This window comes from Domibacillus sp. 8LH, from assembly GCF_038806185.1.
GTDB lineage: Bacteria > Bacillota > Bacilli > Bacillales > Domibacillaceae > Domibacillus > Domibacillus indicus_A.
In genome coordinates this window covers 1-14,229 of the sequence record NZ_JAVJNG010000016.1, presented here as the reverse complement: position 1 = coordinate 14,229, position 14,229 = coordinate 1, and the positions used below count along the sequence as shown (strand labels likewise).

Annotated in this window: 15 protein-coding genes and 1 rRNA gene; 5 read left to right on the top strand and 11 right to left on the bottom strand. The window is 42.9% G+C overall.

Features of this window, described 5'->3' with window-relative positions:
• Window positions 1-47 precede the first annotated feature (47 nt).
• The 3 genes from RG959_RS16490 to crcB form a co-directional block, all read right to left on the bottom strand.
• Window positions 48-872, bottom strand: a complete 825-nt coding sequence (locus tag RG959_RS16490) for an aldo/keto reductase (protein WP_342798051.1) — start codon at window positions 870-872, stop codon at window positions 48-50.
• Window positions 873-952: 80 nt separating this feature from the next.
• Complete coding sequence (locus tag RG959_RS16485; protein WP_342798050.1) at window positions 953-1,264, bottom strand: fluoride efflux transporter FluC; 312 nt, start codon at window positions 1,262-1,264, stop codon at window positions 953-955.
• Window positions 1,261-1,626, bottom strand: a complete 366-nt coding sequence (crcB, locus tag RG959_RS16480; protein ID WP_342798049.1) for a fluoride efflux transporter CrcB — start codon at window positions 1,624-1,626, stop codon at window positions 1,261-1,263. The genes RG959_RS16485 and crcB overlap by 4 nt, the downstream gene beginning before the upstream one ends.
• Before the next feature lie 96 nt (window positions 1,627-1,722).
• Here crcB and RG959_RS16475 point away from each other — a divergent pair, with 96 nt between their 5' ends.
• Together RG959_RS16475 and RG959_RS16470 are read left to right on the top strand one after the other, a co-directional pair.
• Complete coding sequence (locus RG959_RS16475) at window positions 1,723-2,106, top strand: VOC family protein (RefSeq protein WP_342798048.1); 384 nt, start codon at window positions 1,723-1,725, stop codon at window positions 2,104-2,106.
• Window positions 2,106-2,993: a DMT family transporter gene (locus tag RG959_RS16470; RefSeq protein ID WP_342798047.1), complete on the top strand. Its 888-nt coding sequence runs from the start codon at window positions 2,106-2,108 to the stop codon at window positions 2,991-2,993. Before RG959_RS16475 ends, RG959_RS16470 begins: the two co-directional genes overlap by 1 nt.
• Window positions 2,994-3,055: 62 nt before the next feature.
• Here the strand turns inward: RG959_RS16470 and RG959_RS16465 are convergent, their stop codons facing one another.
• The gene (locus RG959_RS16465) at window positions 3,056-3,817 is read right to left on the bottom strand and encodes a YwaF family protein (protein ID WP_342798046.1); all 762 of its coding nucleotides are present in this window, start codon (window positions 3,815-3,817) and stop codon (window positions 3,056-3,058) included.
• A gap of 326 nt (window positions 3,818-4,143) precedes the next feature.
• Here RG959_RS16465 and RG959_RS16460 point away from each other — a divergent pair, with 326 nt between their 5' ends.
• The 3 genes from RG959_RS16460 to RG959_RS16450 all read left to right on the top strand — a co-directional run bounded on the left by RG959_RS16460 (window position 4,144) and on the right by RG959_RS16450 (window position 7,166).
• Entirely contained in the window at window positions 4,144-5,415 is a 1,272-nt protein-coding gene (locus RG959_RS16460; RefSeq protein ID WP_309091742.1) for an ammonium transporter, read from the top strand.
• Between the two features lie 62 nt (window positions 5,416-5,477).
• Complete coding sequence (locus RG959_RS16455) at window positions 5,478-6,458, top strand: DUF294 nucleotidyltransferase-like domain-containing protein (protein WP_342798045.1); 981 nt, start codon at window positions 5,478-5,480, stop codon at window positions 6,456-6,458.
• A 6-nt stretch (window positions 6,459-6,464) separates the two neighbouring features.
• Window positions 6,465-7,166 carry an exonuclease domain-containing protein gene (locus RG959_RS16450; protein WP_342798044.1) on the top strand — a complete coding sequence of 234 codons (702 nt, stop codon included), beginning with the start codon at window positions 6,465-6,467 and terminating at the stop codon, window positions 7,164-7,166.
• Between the two features lie 40 nt (window positions 7,167-7,206).
• Here RG959_RS16450 and RG959_RS16445 read toward each other — a convergent pair whose 3' ends face one another.
• The 7 genes from RG959_RS16445 to rrf form a co-directional block, all read right to left on the bottom strand.
• Window positions 7,207-7,731: an isoprenylcysteine carboxyl methyltransferase family protein gene (locus tag RG959_RS16445; RefSeq protein ID WP_342798043.1), complete on the bottom strand. Its 525-nt coding sequence runs from the start codon at window positions 7,729-7,731 to the stop codon at window positions 7,207-7,209.
• The gene (locus RG959_RS16440) at window positions 7,728-8,816 is read right to left on the bottom strand and encodes a type III polyketide synthase (RefSeq protein ID WP_342798042.1); all 1,089 of its coding nucleotides are present in this window, start codon (window positions 8,814-8,816) and stop codon (window positions 7,728-7,730) included. The genes RG959_RS16445 and RG959_RS16440 overlap by 4 nt, the downstream gene beginning before the upstream one ends.
• 104 nt (window positions 8,817-8,920) lie before the next feature.
• Entirely contained in the window at window positions 8,921-9,637 is a 717-nt protein-coding gene (locus tag RG959_RS16435; RefSeq protein WP_342798041.1) for a hypothetical protein, read from the bottom strand.
• A gap of 84 nt (window positions 9,638-9,721) precedes the next feature.
• Window positions 9,722-12,358, bottom strand: a complete 2,637-nt coding sequence (locus RG959_RS16430; protein WP_342798040.1) for a YfhO family protein — start codon at window positions 12,356-12,358, stop codon at window positions 9,722-9,724.
• Window positions 12,316-12,732, bottom strand: a complete 417-nt coding sequence (locus RG959_RS16425) for a GtrA family protein (protein WP_342798039.1) — start codon at window positions 12,730-12,732, stop codon at window positions 12,316-12,318. The genes RG959_RS16430 and RG959_RS16425 overlap by 43 nt, the downstream gene beginning before the upstream one ends.
• Window positions 12,716-13,684 (bottom strand): glycosyltransferase family 2 protein, encoded by a 969-nt coding sequence (locus tag RG959_RS16420; RefSeq protein ID WP_242235390.1) that lies wholly within the window; start codon window positions 13,682-13,684, stop codon window positions 12,716-12,718. Before RG959_RS16420 ends, RG959_RS16425 begins: the two co-directional genes overlap by 17 nt.
• Before the next feature lie 468 nt (window positions 13,685-14,152).
• Window positions 14,153-14,229: ribosomal RNA gene (gene rrf / locus RG959_RS25615) — 5S ribosomal RNA — on the bottom strand; the annotation flags it as partial.

Genomic DNA, 14,229 nt, shown 5'->3' with positions numbered 1-14,229 from the left:
AGACCGGCATTTGAATCTGCTGGTCTTTTTTGATGTTCCTATACTCATTATTTACGGTTAAACTCTGCTGGCACCGGGCCTGTACGCTCACCACGGTCAAGAGCCGTAATTTGATCGATTTCTTCCTGTGTAAGTTCAAAGTCGAACACATTGAAGTTTTCTTCGATACGAGATGGTGTAACGGATTTTGGAATGACGATCGAACCATTCTGCAAATGCCAGCGCAAAATAACTTGTGCCGGAGTCTTACCGTGCTTTTCCGCAATTTCTTTTACAATATTGTTTTCAAGCACAACACCGCCCTGCATCAGCGGACTCCACGCTTCCACGTAGATGTCATGCTCTTTGCAGAACGCTTTAAGTTCTTTTTGAACGAGGTGCGGGTGGCATTCCACTTGGTTTACAACCGGTTTTACATCGCACTCATCCAGCAGGCGCTGCAGGTGGTCGATATCAAAGTTGCAGACACCGATTGCTTTTACACGCCCATCTGCATACAGCTTTTCAAGCGCTTTGTAGGTTTCCACATATGTGTCTTCCTGCGGCATCGGCCAATGGATCAAATATAAATCCACATAATCAAGGCCCAGCTTCTCAAGGCTCGTATCAAATGCTTTTAGCGTAGCATCATAACCTTGATCCGAGTTCCACACTTTTGTGGTGATAAACAACTCCTCACGAGGCACACCGCATTCCTTGATTGCTCTGCCAACGCCGCGTTCGTTTCCATAGACAGCAGCTGTGTCAATAGAGCGGTATCCTGTTTCGATCGCTTTTAAAACGGCCGGTGTTGCCTGTTCGTCTTCAACCTGCCATACACCATAGCCAAGCTGTGGCATTTTGAGTCCGTTGTTTAACGTTACAAATTGCATGTTTCCGCATCCCTTCATCAAATAAATTATTCACGTTGAAAGTATAGCATATCCTTTATATGGATTTCCCTTGAAACGACTTATAGGCCAAGCCATGCACCAAAAAAACCGACCGCACATGTAAGGAATATATAAAGAAAGGCTTTTTTCATTTTCATTTGCTCCGCTTCAAACAGCCAGGTTGAAAAGGTAGTAAAGGCGCCAAGAAACCCCGTTCCAAACAGTAAACGAGCGCTCTCTCCTGCCCCGCTGCCTATAAGCAGCCCAAGCAAAAAGGCACCAAGTACATTGACGCTCAAAGTTCCGAACGGAAAAGCCGTGCTGTTGAACCGGCTGCTCAGCCAAAAACGGGCTATCGCCCCGAAAAAACCGCCAATCGCGACCACTATCATACTGCTTTCGCTCCTTTACGGCCGAGGCGTACAAACAGAAGCCCGCCGCCTATGCTTAAACCTATATACAAAAGAGCTGAAGCTGCCCTTCCTGCTTCGATGAGCGTTATGACTTCTACGCTAAAAGCAGAAAACGTTGTAAAGGAACCGATAACCCCGGCTGTAACAGCTTTTTGTATCGGTACCGGAATACGGTCTTTTACTTTTTCGTTTAAAAACGGAAGCAAAAAACAGCCAAGGCAATTCACAAAAAGAGTCGCAATTGGAAAACCGCCAGCCGCTCCGTGGCCTATTACGGCCGATACACCGTATCGCAGCAATGCACCCATAACGCCCCCTAGTCCAATCCATATATAAATCAAAAAAATCCTTCTCTCTATTTGCTTTTCTTTTATCTTTATTTTTGCTGGCGTATTTGTCAAGGCAGGGGGATAATGGAGAAAAAAGGAGGTATACATATGGGTATTTCAAAATTAGAACACGTCGGTATTCAAGTAAAGGATTTAGAAGCAACAATTGATTTTTACACAAAGGTTCTCGGGCTTGAGCTTCTTGAGAAGCAGGGTCATCCTGATCCAAATCTCCGCATTGCGTTTCTCGGCTTTAAGCAGTCAGATGAAACGTTAATTGAAATCATCGAAGGCTATAATCCAAATCTGCCGGCAGAAGGAAAGGTGCACCATATCGCCTTTACGGTCGATAATATCGAAGAAGAAATCGCTCGTGTAAAGGAACATAACGTTGTTTTTGTTGACGAAACCGTTACAACTCTTCCGAACGGAGCAAAATATGTCTTTTTCTACGGGCCGGACGGCGAGTGGATTGAGCTGTTTGGGCGGTAATGGCAAACAGATCGATCGGGCTTCCATTGTTTATTGCGATTGTCGCTATTTCCTTTTCAGCGATTTTTGTTAAGTGGTCAGACGCCCCTGCTTCTATCTTAAGTATGTACCGCATGATTCTGGCCAGCTTGTTCCTACTGCCTATTGTGTGGAGAAAAAGATCCGAATTTGAGCGTATCCAAAGAAAAGACTGGATGCTTTTAATTCTCTCCGGATTGTTTTTGGCTTTTCATTTTGTGCTGTGGTTCGGCTCGTTAAAGCTGACCACTGTTGCCAGCTCGACGATTATTTTAGCTCTGCAGCCACTCGTCTCGATGGCGGGCGGCTTTTTACTGTTTCGGGAACGAACAAATGCCGCATCTCTTGCTACGATGGGCATTGCTATTATTGGTGCAGTAATGATTGGCTGGGGCGACTTCGGATTAAGCAGAGAGGCTATTTTAGGGGACCTGCTTTCTTTTTTAAGCGTCATTGCCGTTGTCGGTTATCTGCTCATTGGGCAGCAGACCGTGCGCAAAGTATCTCATTGGATTTACAGCTTTTGTGTTTTTTCTTTTGCTGCTCTTTTTCTGTGTCTTTACAACTTAGCAGCCAGTACGCAGATAACCGGCTACAGCAAGCACGAATGGGGTATTTTTCTTCTTCTTGCGATTGTTCCGACGATTGCACATGTCATTAACAACTGGCTTATGAATTACGTGAATGCCACAACAATTTCAATGAGCATTCTCGGTGAACCAGTCGGTGCCACCCTGCTCGCTGTTCTCCTGCTGAATGAACAGCTGACGAGCTGGCAGATAACAGGCGGCATTTTTATTTTAGCAGGTGTTTTTTTCTTTCTATTAAAACAGCAGCCTGCACATAGCAAAAAGAGCGGATCAGGATGATTCCGCTCTCGGGCTGCCCGCAAACGCCCGCTTTCTTACTTTGTCTTTCCTCTAAGAGCAGATCAAGACGATTCTGCTCTTTTTGCTGTTTTACGCCGAAACAGCCCTTCCGCTTGATGGCCTGACGGCTTTTCGCGAAACATCACCCAGATTAGCAGACTGAGCATAAGTGCCAGCGCTTCAAGAGATACAATATACCACGGGTAAGGTCCAAGCAAATCCAGCAAACTGGCGCTTGACGGCTTGTGGCTTAAATAAAGATAATTTCCGCCCGTCCACTTATTAATCACCATCACAGGTGGTATGAGCAAATTTAAAAACAGCAATGTTTTCCCAACCGAATAAAGCGTTGGCCTGTATCCTTTTACCCAGGTAAAGTAAAGAGGAACAATTAGCAGAAAAGCATGTACCGTGAAAAAATGAAAAAAACGAAAATGAGGAAAGTCAAAATTCAAATAGGGAGTTAATAACGCCTGCGAAGCTCCAAGTAAACCGGTAAATAATAAAATGTCATAAATGCCTTTTTGTTTCGTTACGAGGAGCAGAACCGCCAAAAATAAGCTGATGCTGCACAGCTCCAACGGAATAGCGTGACTCAGCTTCCAGCTGTTTGTGGTAATCATCCAGACATGATAAACGGCTTCTATTAATAATAAGAAGAAAGCTGTACCTATTTCCATCTTTCTCCCGACCAATCTGCCCAGCTGCTGGCGAAAGACGTATAATCCGGCCAGTGCTGTACTAACAGCCGCCACAACAATAAAATGGCTTCCTGAAAACATCGTGAAGTCATAATTTTGATAACTCCCGCCGAACCAGCCCATCGTTACGCCTCCTTTTTTAATGAGTGTATCATACATCAGCTGCTAAATCCTTTTTTTGTCATTTCTCTTTCTGTTTGTTTTATTTCTATGAAAGAAACTTCTTTATCATGCCCAAATATCTACTACCTATTGAAAATCTTATGAATCCGTATATCAAACCAGTTTTTCTATATATTATTCGTCTTGTTTATGTAATGTTTTATTACACAAGAGAATAAAATCCTAAAAAATCTATTGACTAATCTTAATTTTCCGCATAAGATAGGTACATGTTATAAAAAGTAACATCATCAGTTAACAAAAATAACGTTCGGGAGGGTTTTAACATGGAAGATATGTTGTACTTAATGAACAGCCTCTGGGTCATGGTTAGTGCTATTTTAGTTATTTTCATGATTGCCGGATTCATTATGCTTGAGGCTGGATCAACTCGTATGAAAAACGCTGGCCATATTGCCGGAAAGACAGCTTTCACATTTGGACTCGCTTCCCTCGTTTTCTGGGCTGTCGGATTTGCTTTCATTTTCGGTGATAACGCGAACTTCTTTGTAGGAATGTCGAACTTTTTCTACTCTGGCGCTGACTTAGATTTAGGGCTTTCATCTACTGTATTCTTCGTATTCCAGCTGGCATTCGCAGGGATCGCGATTACAATCGCTCTGGGCGGTTTCGCGGAACGTGCAAAGTTATCTGTATACGTTTTATTCACCATTCTCTTCTCAGCAATTGTTTATCCCGTTGTTGCACATTGGATTTGGGGCGGCGGCTGGCTTGCGGAGCATGGCAAGCAGGATTTTGCCGGTTCAACCGTTGTTCACTTAACAGGCGCTATGGCGGCTCTGGCAGCTACGATCCTTCTTAAACCTCGCATCGGCCGCTTTAATAAAGATGGTTCTGCTAATGCCATTCATGGGCATAACCAAGTGTTCACATCACTCGGCGTATTGATTTTATGGGTAGGCTGGTTTGGCTTTAACGCCGGAAGTACAGTATCTGTTGATGCCGGGTTCTTCGGATTTGTAGCACTTAATACACAGCTTGCAGCTGGCGCAGGCGCTGTTGCCGCATTGATTATCTCTTGGGTAACCCTTGGAAAATCGGATATTCCAACTATTTTAAACGGCGCTCTGGCTGGTCTTGTAGCCATCACCGCATCTTGTGCTTTCGTTGACACATGGGCAGCCGTTGTAATCGGCTTAATTGCCGGCGTTCTCGTATTCTACGGAGCAAAATGGATGGAAAAAATGGGGATTGATGATCCGATCTTTGCTCTTTCTGTTCATGGTATTCCTGGTATCTGGGGAACACTATCAACCGGTTTCTTCGCTACACCTGATCTTGCTACCGTTGGCCGTCCTGGTCTTTTCTACGGCGGCGGTTTCGAACAGCTTGGGGTGCAGGCGATGGGTGTATTCGTCTCCGGCGCATTTGCGTTTGTTGCTTCGTTCGTCATTCTTTTCGTCATCAAGAAGCTTCTTGGCGGGCTCCGCGTTTCAGAAGAAGAAGAAATTATGGGGCTTGATATCAGTGAACACGGCACATACGGCTATCCGGAAGTATTCGCTGACACAAAATCTAAAGCTGTAGGCGATAAATAAGATAAATAATACGCAAAGCGGCGGCGCTTTGCGTATTATTGTTTAAAAGGATGTGAAAAATCATGACAACGCGGGAGCAAACGTACGCAAACATTCGCCAGGAAAAAGAAGCGAAAATGGATCGGCACCTTCACTCCACACAGCGCTTGAATGCCTTTCACGATGAAATTATGAAGCAGGTTCTTACGATCGCTCTGCAAATTCACGAGCACGAGTATGGCCCTCCCCCCTGTTCTTATTCCCTTTTTTTGCTTGGCAGCGCCGGCCGTTCTGAACAAGGCACCATCAGCGACCAGGATCATGGCATCGTCTTCGAGGCCCATACAGATGAAGCCGCTGCTTATTTTTTAGATTTAGGCCGAACTTTTTCAGATGGATTACATGCAGCTGGGTACTCGTACTGTGAAGGAAAAGTCATGAGTTCTAATCCAGTCTGGTGCCGATCAGCAGAGGATTGGAAGCAGCAAATCGCTTTATGGATTGAATCTGAAACACTGGATACGATGCGTTCTCTTCATATGATCTATGATGCCCGTGTGATTCACGGTGACAAAGAACCCGTTTCCACTTTGAAACAACAAGTGGCTGCAAACATGAAAAAAAATCCGCACAAGCTGAAGCGCTTTTTTGAAAACATTCAATTTATGAAAAAATCGATTGGCCTTTTTGGACAAATTTTCACGGAACAAAACGGCCAGCATGCCGGGTCACTTAATTTAAAACAATCCGCTTTTCTTCCTTACGTAAATGCCATTCGCGTGCTTGCCGTTAAAGAAGGAATTGATGCTTCTTCTACTTTATTGCGCATGAAGGCTTTAACAGCTGTTCCTGCTCATAACGGCCGCATGCAGGAATATGAGGAAGCATTTCGGCTGCTGCTCGAATTCAGGCTGCGCGTCTTAAGAAACGCGCCCGATTATGATAGTTCTCACTATATAAACATTGATTCACTTGGACCGGTCCGCAAGAGGGAACTGCGCCATATTTTAAAAACCGCAGAGTCCCTTCATCATTATGTACAGCGATTCATAGCAAAAGGATGATGCAGAATGGGCTTTAATGATTTTATGAAAAACTTAAGTGGAAACCGCTTCACAGGCCTTCAGGGCGGCCGTCATGATATCGCTTTTATGCGGAGTCTGCAGCGCGATTTAAAAACAAAGGAGGCGACCTCGGTCCCGCTCGACAAATTGCAGATAGTTGTATTTGACTTGGAGACAACCGGATTTCATCCAGACAAAGGGGATCAAATTTTATCGATTGGCGCTGTAAAAGTATGCGGAAGACACGTTGAAGATGAATTCTATTCATTGGTCCGTTTTACTGAACCACTCCCGCCTCTCGTAAAGGAATTAACAGGACTTGAGGAATTAGAATTGATAGAGGCTCCTGAGCCGGCTGAAGCGCTGGCACAATTTTTTAAATTTGCCGGGGCTTCTCCTCTCGTTGCCCATCACGCCAGCCACGAAAAAGCTTTTATGACGTATGCGAGCCGTAAATATTTTCGGACACCGTTTTCCCACCGGCTGATCGATACATCCTTTATGTACCGGATTGCAGAGCCGGACAATCCTTATGTACGCCTGGAGGACTGCTGTGAACACAATCAAATTCCTCTAACCGGCCGGCACCATGCTCTTGGTGATGCGCGTCTTACTGCGGCGCTTTGGGCGGTGTATATTGAAAAACTTCAAGAAATGGGTATCACTACACTGTCACAAGTTTATGAAAGGCTCGCTGTTATTCGGTAAACAGACGACAGAGCCAGCTGCTTTGCCGTCTGTTTATTCTTTAGCTTTTCCCGAAATCCGTAGCATCTATAAGAGCCTGCTCTTCTGCAGCGATGCGGACAGACAGCATCCATGCATTTAAGAGCGTGAAAATAATTGCTGTGTAGTAGGCTTGAAACAGCAGCGGTATCACAATAAATTCAAGTGTAACAATGATATAGTTTGGATGGCGAACCCAGCGATAAGGGCCTCTTTTAACAACTTTTGCGCCGGGAAGCACGATAATTTTTGTATTCCAAAAAGGGCCGAGTGAGCGAAGTGTCCATACCCGACCAAGCTGCGTAACCAAAAATAATGTCAGCCACATCGGCCAGTTTGAGCTGAGCGTTTTTTCCATCATGGTCACTTCAGCAATTAAGCTGATGAAAAAAAGCGTGTGAAGTGCCACAATAAATGGATAATGACGTGTCCCCGCTTCATAGGCTCCCTGACTGAGCATCCACTTTTCATTTCGTTTGGCGATAAAAAGCTCAGAAATTCGCTGTACACAAAGAAAAAGAATAAACAGCCAAAAAATGCCGCTCATACTGTTTCCCCCCACTTCAGCAGCACTAATTCTCCGGAAAAGCCGGGTCCTAAAGCAGTCATCAACCCGTAGTCTCCCTGCTTCACATTGCCAAGCATAAATTGTTCTAACACATATAAAACAGTTGGAGATGACATATTACCAAACGATGAAAGAACGTTCCGGGCATGAAGTGTTTTTTCTGCTGAAAGCTTCAGTGTTTCTTCGTATGCATCTAGCACTTTTTTCCCGCCTGGATGTGCAACAAAGTGGGTGATTTCCTTCATAGATAACCCTTCCTTTTCTAAAAAAGTATCTACAAATCCTCCCAGCCAGTCTCGGACAATTACAGGAATATCCCGTGAAAAAACGACATGAAGACCGCTGTTTTTGACCTCCCAGCCCATTACATCTTCAGAATTGGGCATTAATTTGGATGCGGTTTTTAAAACAGACGGTACAGGCCGTTTTGTTTCTATCCCAGCTTCGTCCCCCGTCATAAGCACACAAGCCGTCCCATCCGCAAACAGCGACGTTCCAACCAAATTGCTTTTTGACCGGTCATTTCGCTGGAACGTTAAGCTGCATAATTCAATCGCTAACACGAGCACCTTTGCCTGTGGGAAGGCAAGGCAATATTCATAAGCACGGCTGATCCCAGCCGCTCCGCCTGCACAGCCAAGCCCCCAGATCGGAATCCGCTTTGTTTCATCAGAAAACGGCAGACAGTTCATAATTCTCGATTCAATGCTTGGCGTTGCCATGCCCGAGCTGGAAATAAAAAAAATGGCATCAATATCGCCTGCTGTCAGCGATTGCTGTAAAAAGCGTTCGTCATCCAAACACTGTTTAACAGCTTCGGTTCCATATTCAACGGCTTTTTCAATATATAAATCATTTCGTTCCTGTAAACTGTGGTCGCGCTCAAACCAAGTTAACGGCATAGCAAAATGCCGCTTTTGAATTTGCCCATTTTGAAAAACGGTTAAAAGCCGCTCAATATCCCGGAAATCATCCTTGAATAATTCACGGGCAAAAGCGGCAGTTTGACCCTGCTCAACAATATGCGGAGGGTGGTACGTACTGGCAGAAACAATACTCGGCATATTTATCCCACTTTTCTTTTTTGTTTATCCTTCCCCCTCTTTCTTTTTTTAAACAATCAGCCACAGATTGGAACAGCACAAAACAAAAGCAAAGCAAGGCTTGTTTAAACGGCTAGCAGCAGCGCCGAATAAATAATCAATCCGGCAGCAAATGCGCCGAAGCTGCTTTCACTTTCTTTTGGCAGTTCTTCCTTTAAGACATTTAAAATAAGAGCACCCGACAAAAAAGCCACCATTGTCGACACTACCGCTTCTTTTAATTCTGTTAAAGCACCCAGGGCCCAGCCGACTAACACGGCAAAAATTAAAATCCAGCGGCCATATTGGTCATATACATGCTGGTGCGCTTCACGCATACTTTGGTCGATCGTCATAAAATGAACGGACAGGGCAAGAAAATAAAAAAGCATTCCAAGTACTTGATCAAATGTTTCTTGAATAAGCAAATAACCAATCAGCATGTTGTAAAAGAAGAAAACGCCCACATGAATCCAAAAAATACCTGAACTTACCTTTGTTTCCTTTTTATTCGTGGACTGCGATACTATTTCTTCAAGGCCATAAAAAAGAGCCAGGCCCATAAGCGCCATCAAATAAGCATGATTTTCAATGAAACGAAGCAGACCATTTTGAGCTTTCTCCAGCACCTGCTGATGCGTATGTAAATCCGGGAGAAGGTGCACAAATACATATGACACGGCGATACCGCCAGCAAAAGATAAAAACCGGCTTCTTGGAACACGTTTTAAAAAAACCATATACTTGGCTGAAAAGTGAAGAACAGCAAAGCCTATCGCCAATACCAAGCTTAACATTTTCATGCCGCTCCTCCTTCCCTTCAGGAACCCTTTCCCTTTTTCATTGCCATTCCATACTTTTTTTATACAAAAAAACGATCCGCTTTTTTAAGAAGTGGATCGTTTTGTTCGGTAAAACAAGAGAAGAACAAGAAAAAGAGTACAAGCCGATAAAGCGAGAAGTAGGAAAAAGAAAGGCGGATAATACACGAGCTCGACATTGTTTCGTCCCTCTTTTAGTTCAATGCCTGTAAATGCGTAATTTGCTTTTTTGATTTCCTGCTTCTCACCATTTACCGTTAAACGCCAGCCTTTTTCATAAGGAAGCGGTATGGCTGCGTATTGACTATGATTCGTATTGTTGTACGTAAAAGAAATGCGGTTCCCTTCCCAGCGAAGCCCTTGGACGGATGATTGACGGCTTTCAGCTTTTGCTTCCTGCAGAACTTCATATGTTTCTTCGTACAGCTGCACATCCTTTAGTTCATAGGTTCCTTTTGGCACACGAAGGGAAATACGGCTGTTCGCTTTTACTCTTATCACCAGCTGATCCACGTTCGTCTTATAGATAGAACGGGCCGCTTTTCGGGTTGTTTTATACTCATTGACTTGAAGTACGTACGAATCTTTATTATCGATTCCTCTTAAAGTAAAGGTAAGGTAGTAATCTTTAACAGACGGATTAGGCTGATTGACCACTACATCAATCCCGCCTTTTTCGGGTACCTTGAGTATATCCTTCTCATAAGTGGCATGAACAGGTTCGACCGATGTACGTTTCATAATGGATGTACTCTCCGGTATAGGAGCTCCCGGCTCTTTACGATCGAGGACAATTCCCGAGAGCATAGCATGTTCTTTTGCCACGGGCGAAGCATTCTTTAATTCCCGTTCTGAAAATACGGTACTTGTCGTACGGACAAACGGAAGGAGGTTTTCATTTTGATATGCAACGTATTCGCCGGCAGAGGCAGCTTCCTTGAATCCATACGGAACAGCTTCTTCTTCTTTCTTCTTGATATAATATTTGCCCATTAACAGACTTTCTAAATTAGCACGATCTCCAAGTGTTCCATAGCGGCTGACACTTTCCCAACCCATATCTATATAGAGATCTTTTAAATAAAAGAATAAAAGATGCTCATTTAAAATACTTGAGTAAGCACTCATTCCTTTGAAGCCATGAATGATTGGGGTATTGTTCCGACGCTGAAGTGTCCAATCGATCCGGGCAAGCGGGTCGGTTTCCTGCTCCTGAATCAAGGCAATCACCTTTTGCTGGTCAGCACCTCGATATTGATCACTATTCATATACTCTTTGGACACTTTAAAAGATGTTCCTGAAACCGACAGGCGGTTTTCCTGATAAGCGTTCGCCACCCCTATACTTGTTAAAATAATGAGCAGCGCCATGATTGATTTTATATGCCGGCTTTTCCGGATAACAAGAACAAAAAAGACAGCCACGACTATAAATGCGGAAACACCCATCCAGGCATCTTTTGCACGCTGAAACGTTATGACAGGGTCCAGCACATAAAAAAGAATATATAAAACAGCTGCGCAGGCAAAAGCAATCATGAGCTTTTTTCGCTTAATTTGAATCGGAATAGAGAGCGCAGCAGCTGCTGTACCACCCACTGTAAGAGACAAAAGATGCTCCCATCGATACTGTGGGGCTGAAAAACCATTAAAAACACTGGCCGCATACGGGCTCATATGTAGAAGGACTAAAAAAATCGTCATAAAAGCAAAAAAACGGAACAACGGATTTTGGTACAAAGAAACAAGCATGAGACTCAACACGACAAAAGCGGGTATATATACGATTAGGCCGTTGATTAAAAAGTTATCAGTAAAACCAATAAGAGGAATTTGCTCCGTATAAGGCGGCCGGTAATTATTTAAGAATCCATATACAGCAGGAATAAAAGAAAAAGCACTAATGCCAAATCCCGCAATGCCGGTCAGCAAAAACAGCTTAATTTGCTTTTTTACTGATGTTTCTCCCTCTGAGAGCTTGAAAATCCATCGGAATAAAATATAAATGCCTGCAAGCAAAAAGTTAACATACGAAAAGTAAAAATTATCAAATAAGCTGACCGAAACAGCTGCAAGAAAAAACCATGGTTTTTCTTCCCGTATTACTTTTTCGACACCGATTAAAAGCAGTGGAAGCCAAATCATCGAATCCGAAAAAAATTCCCAGTAGGTCACATACCGAAAGTAAATAATGCTTGTACCATAAACAACCGCACCAACAAAAGCAGGCAGTGCTGAGAGAGTCATGTACCAAAAGTAAAACGTCGTTATCATCAAAATGACGGTCAGCCTAAGGACGCTGACAACTAAAATGGCATCCGCCCAATAAAAAAGATCCGGCTTTCCAATGAGTCCTATACTCTCCAGAACAAATGTTACACCTGTTGTAAGAAGAAAAATGATCGAATTAAAAAAATAATAACTAAGCTGTGTATATATACTCCCGCCCAGCCCAAAATCGGGAGAATAAAAAAACTCGCCTTTTTTAAATTCATTGTAAAGCAGTTCCTTAAAAGGCTGCATTTGTGACAAGCCATCATTCATGCCTGTCATGTACTGCCCATCAAACCATTGTATAATAAAAAACAAATGACTCAAAAGAGCTATAATTAAGCTCGATAAAAATAAAAAGAAAAAAGAAGCCTTTTTTCCTGAATGGCTTATTTTATGTAAGAATGTAGATGTGTTTTCTCTTTTTTGCATGGCTTTTTTAAAATTCTCCCTGTCAGAATAAACGTAGCGGGCAGCGTAAAGAAAACGGCCACAAGCGGCGCGATACTACTGTTCATACCAAACTGTTCAACAAACAGATATAATAACACAGCTGTCATCCCTGTATTAAACAGCTGCGTTAATGGAAACCGCATAAACGCGGACCAAGTCGGCTTTACTTTGTACGTATATAGCGTGTTTAAGAAAAAAGAGCCGATTAAACTGCTGAGAAAACCGATCATATGCGCGGCAAAAAAATGTAATCCTAATCCATGCAGCATAAGTATGTATACCGCATAATAATGACCAGTGTTAATGACACCAACAATAATAAATTTCAAAAATTCATTAGGAATAAATGGCATGTTTTTCTCTCTTTTCTTTTGGTGCCCCAATACTCGTATGCTGAATTAAATAATGAGGCCGCTTTTTCGTTTCGTTATAAATTCTTCCAATGTATTCTCCGATAATACCCATACAAACAAGCTGAACCCCGCCTAAAAAAAGAACAGCAGAGATAAGAGTAAAGTATCCAGGAACGACTACTCCTGTCCGCATGATCTGAACAAAAGTGATGGCTATATAAACAAGCGACATAAATAACACAAGCGCTCCTGTGTAAAAGCAGGCACGAAGAGGCTTATGGTTGAACGAAACAATCCCATCAATGGCGTAATTCAGAAGTTTTGGGAAAGACCATTTTGTTTCGCCACATTCTCTGGCTACATTTTCATAAGATATGGTTTTCTGTCCATATCCGATCCATGAATACAATCCCTTAGAAAATCGATTTCCTTCACTTAGCGTTAACAAGGCATTCACTGCTCTGCGGCTTAAAAGACGGAAATCGCCTTCTCCATCTGTCAGTTTTACGTCGACTGTATGGTTAACAAGTCGATAAAAGAAAGAGGAAATAATAGAGCGAACAGGAGAATCACCAGTTCGATTCCGCTTGGCAATAACTTGGTCATACCCTTCTTCATATCCTTTTAACAGCTGGGAAATAAGAGAAGGCGGGTGCTGCAAATCGGCATCCATCAAAATAACCGCATCACCTTGGGCATGCTGAAGACCTGCCAGCATAGCAGACTCTTTTCCAAAATTGCGGGTAAAGGAGATATATTGAACTTCATTACAATGAAATGCCAGCTGCTTTATAACATCCAGTGTATCATCAGCGCTTCCGTCATCAACAAAAATAACTTCATATGCGTAGAATTGACCATTCATTTCTTGATTGATGGCCTGAAGTACTTTAGGGATATTTTCAGCTTCATTGTAGGCTGGAATAATATATGAAATTTTGACTGGTTTCATCCTGTCATCCTCCGTCTCTTTTACATCTTAATTCATCATTCTTTTCAAGCAGGTGAGTAGTCCACTCGCCCGCTTCATGATTTAGGTGACCTTATCCGATGTGAAGGTATAGGTATCAACTCCTTATATTATTAGCTAAAAATGCTTTGAACATTCTTTTTGAAAAGAAATCAAAAGGAAAATAAAAAAGAGGATTACTCTTATGCTTCATCCACCTCCACCTTTTATGCTTTTCACACCCCGATTAGACATAATAAAAGATAAACGAAATGATTCCTTTAAATGAGTGGAATCTAGGAAGAAGGCAGTGTCATTTTCACATGTATTCAAATTTACTCTACCCTGCCCTTATTAGGTTAAAACGTTTATTCCTTTGAAACCACACCCAGTATCTTACAAATAAAAAAAAACACGCTCATTCAAATTTTACATTTGAATGAGCGTGTTTTCAATACAGATCATTATGCTGCCAGGCGGCGTCCTGCTCTCACAGGGGGAAACCCCCAACTACCATCGGCGCTGAAGAGCTTAACGGCCGTGTTCGG

What these genes read in the sequence shown, in the direction of transcription:
- RG959_RS16475 (WP_342798048.1), top strand. Translation starts at nt 1,723, where the DNA reads ATGGGTATTTCAAAATTAGAACACGTCGGTATTCAAGTAAAGGATTTA.
- RG959_RS16420 (WP_242235390.1), bottom strand. Translation starts at nt 13,684, where the DNA reads ATGAAACCAGTCAAAATTTCATATATTATTCCAGCCTACAATGAAGCT.
- RG959_RS16465 (WP_342798046.1), bottom strand. Translation starts at nt 3,817, where the DNA reads ATGGGCTGGTTCGGCGGGAGTTATCAAAATTATGACTTCACGATGTTT.
- RG959_RS16435 (WP_342798041.1), bottom strand. Translation starts at nt 9,637, where the DNA reads ATGAAAATGTTAAGCTTGGTATTGGCGATAGGCTTTGCTGTTCTTCAC.
- RG959_RS16445 (WP_342798043.1), bottom strand. Translation starts at nt 7,731, where the DNA reads ATGAGCGGCATTTTTTGGCTGTTTATTCTTTTTCTTTGTGTACAGCGA.
- RG959_RS16490 (WP_342798051.1), bottom strand. Translation starts at nt 872, where the DNA reads ATGCAATTTGTAACGTTAAACAACGGACTCAAAATGCCACAGCTTGGC.
- RG959_RS16470 (WP_342798047.1), top strand. Translation starts at nt 2,106, where the DNA reads ATGGCAAACAGATCGATCGGGCTTCCATTGTTTATTGCGATTGTCGCT.
- RG959_RS16440 (WP_342798042.1), bottom strand. Translation starts at nt 8,816, where the DNA reads ATGCCGAGTATTGTTTCTGCCAGTACGTACCACCCTCCGCATATTGTT.
- RG959_RS16425 (WP_342798039.1), bottom strand. Translation starts at nt 12,732, where the DNA reads ATGCCATTTATTCCTAATGAATTTTTGAAATTTATTATTGTTGGTGTC.
- RG959_RS16455 (WP_342798045.1), top strand. Translation starts at nt 5,478, where the DNA reads ATGACAACGCGGGAGCAAACGTACGCAAACATTCGCCAGGAAAAAGAA.
- RG959_RS16430 (WP_342798040.1), bottom strand. Translation starts at nt 12,358, where the DNA reads ATGCAAAAAAGAGAAAACACATCTACATTCTTACATAAAATAAGCCAT.
- RG959_RS16460 (WP_309091742.1), top strand. Translation starts at nt 4,144, where the DNA reads ATGGAAGATATGTTGTACTTAATGAACAGCCTCTGGGTCATGGTTAGT.
- RG959_RS16450 (WP_342798044.1), top strand. Translation starts at nt 6,465, where the DNA reads ATGGGCTTTAATGATTTTATGAAAAACTTAAGTGGAAACCGCTTCACA.
- RG959_RS16485 (WP_342798050.1), bottom strand. Translation starts at nt 1,264, where the DNA reads ATGATAGTGGTCGCGATTGGCGGTTTTTTCGGGGCGATAGCCCGTTTT.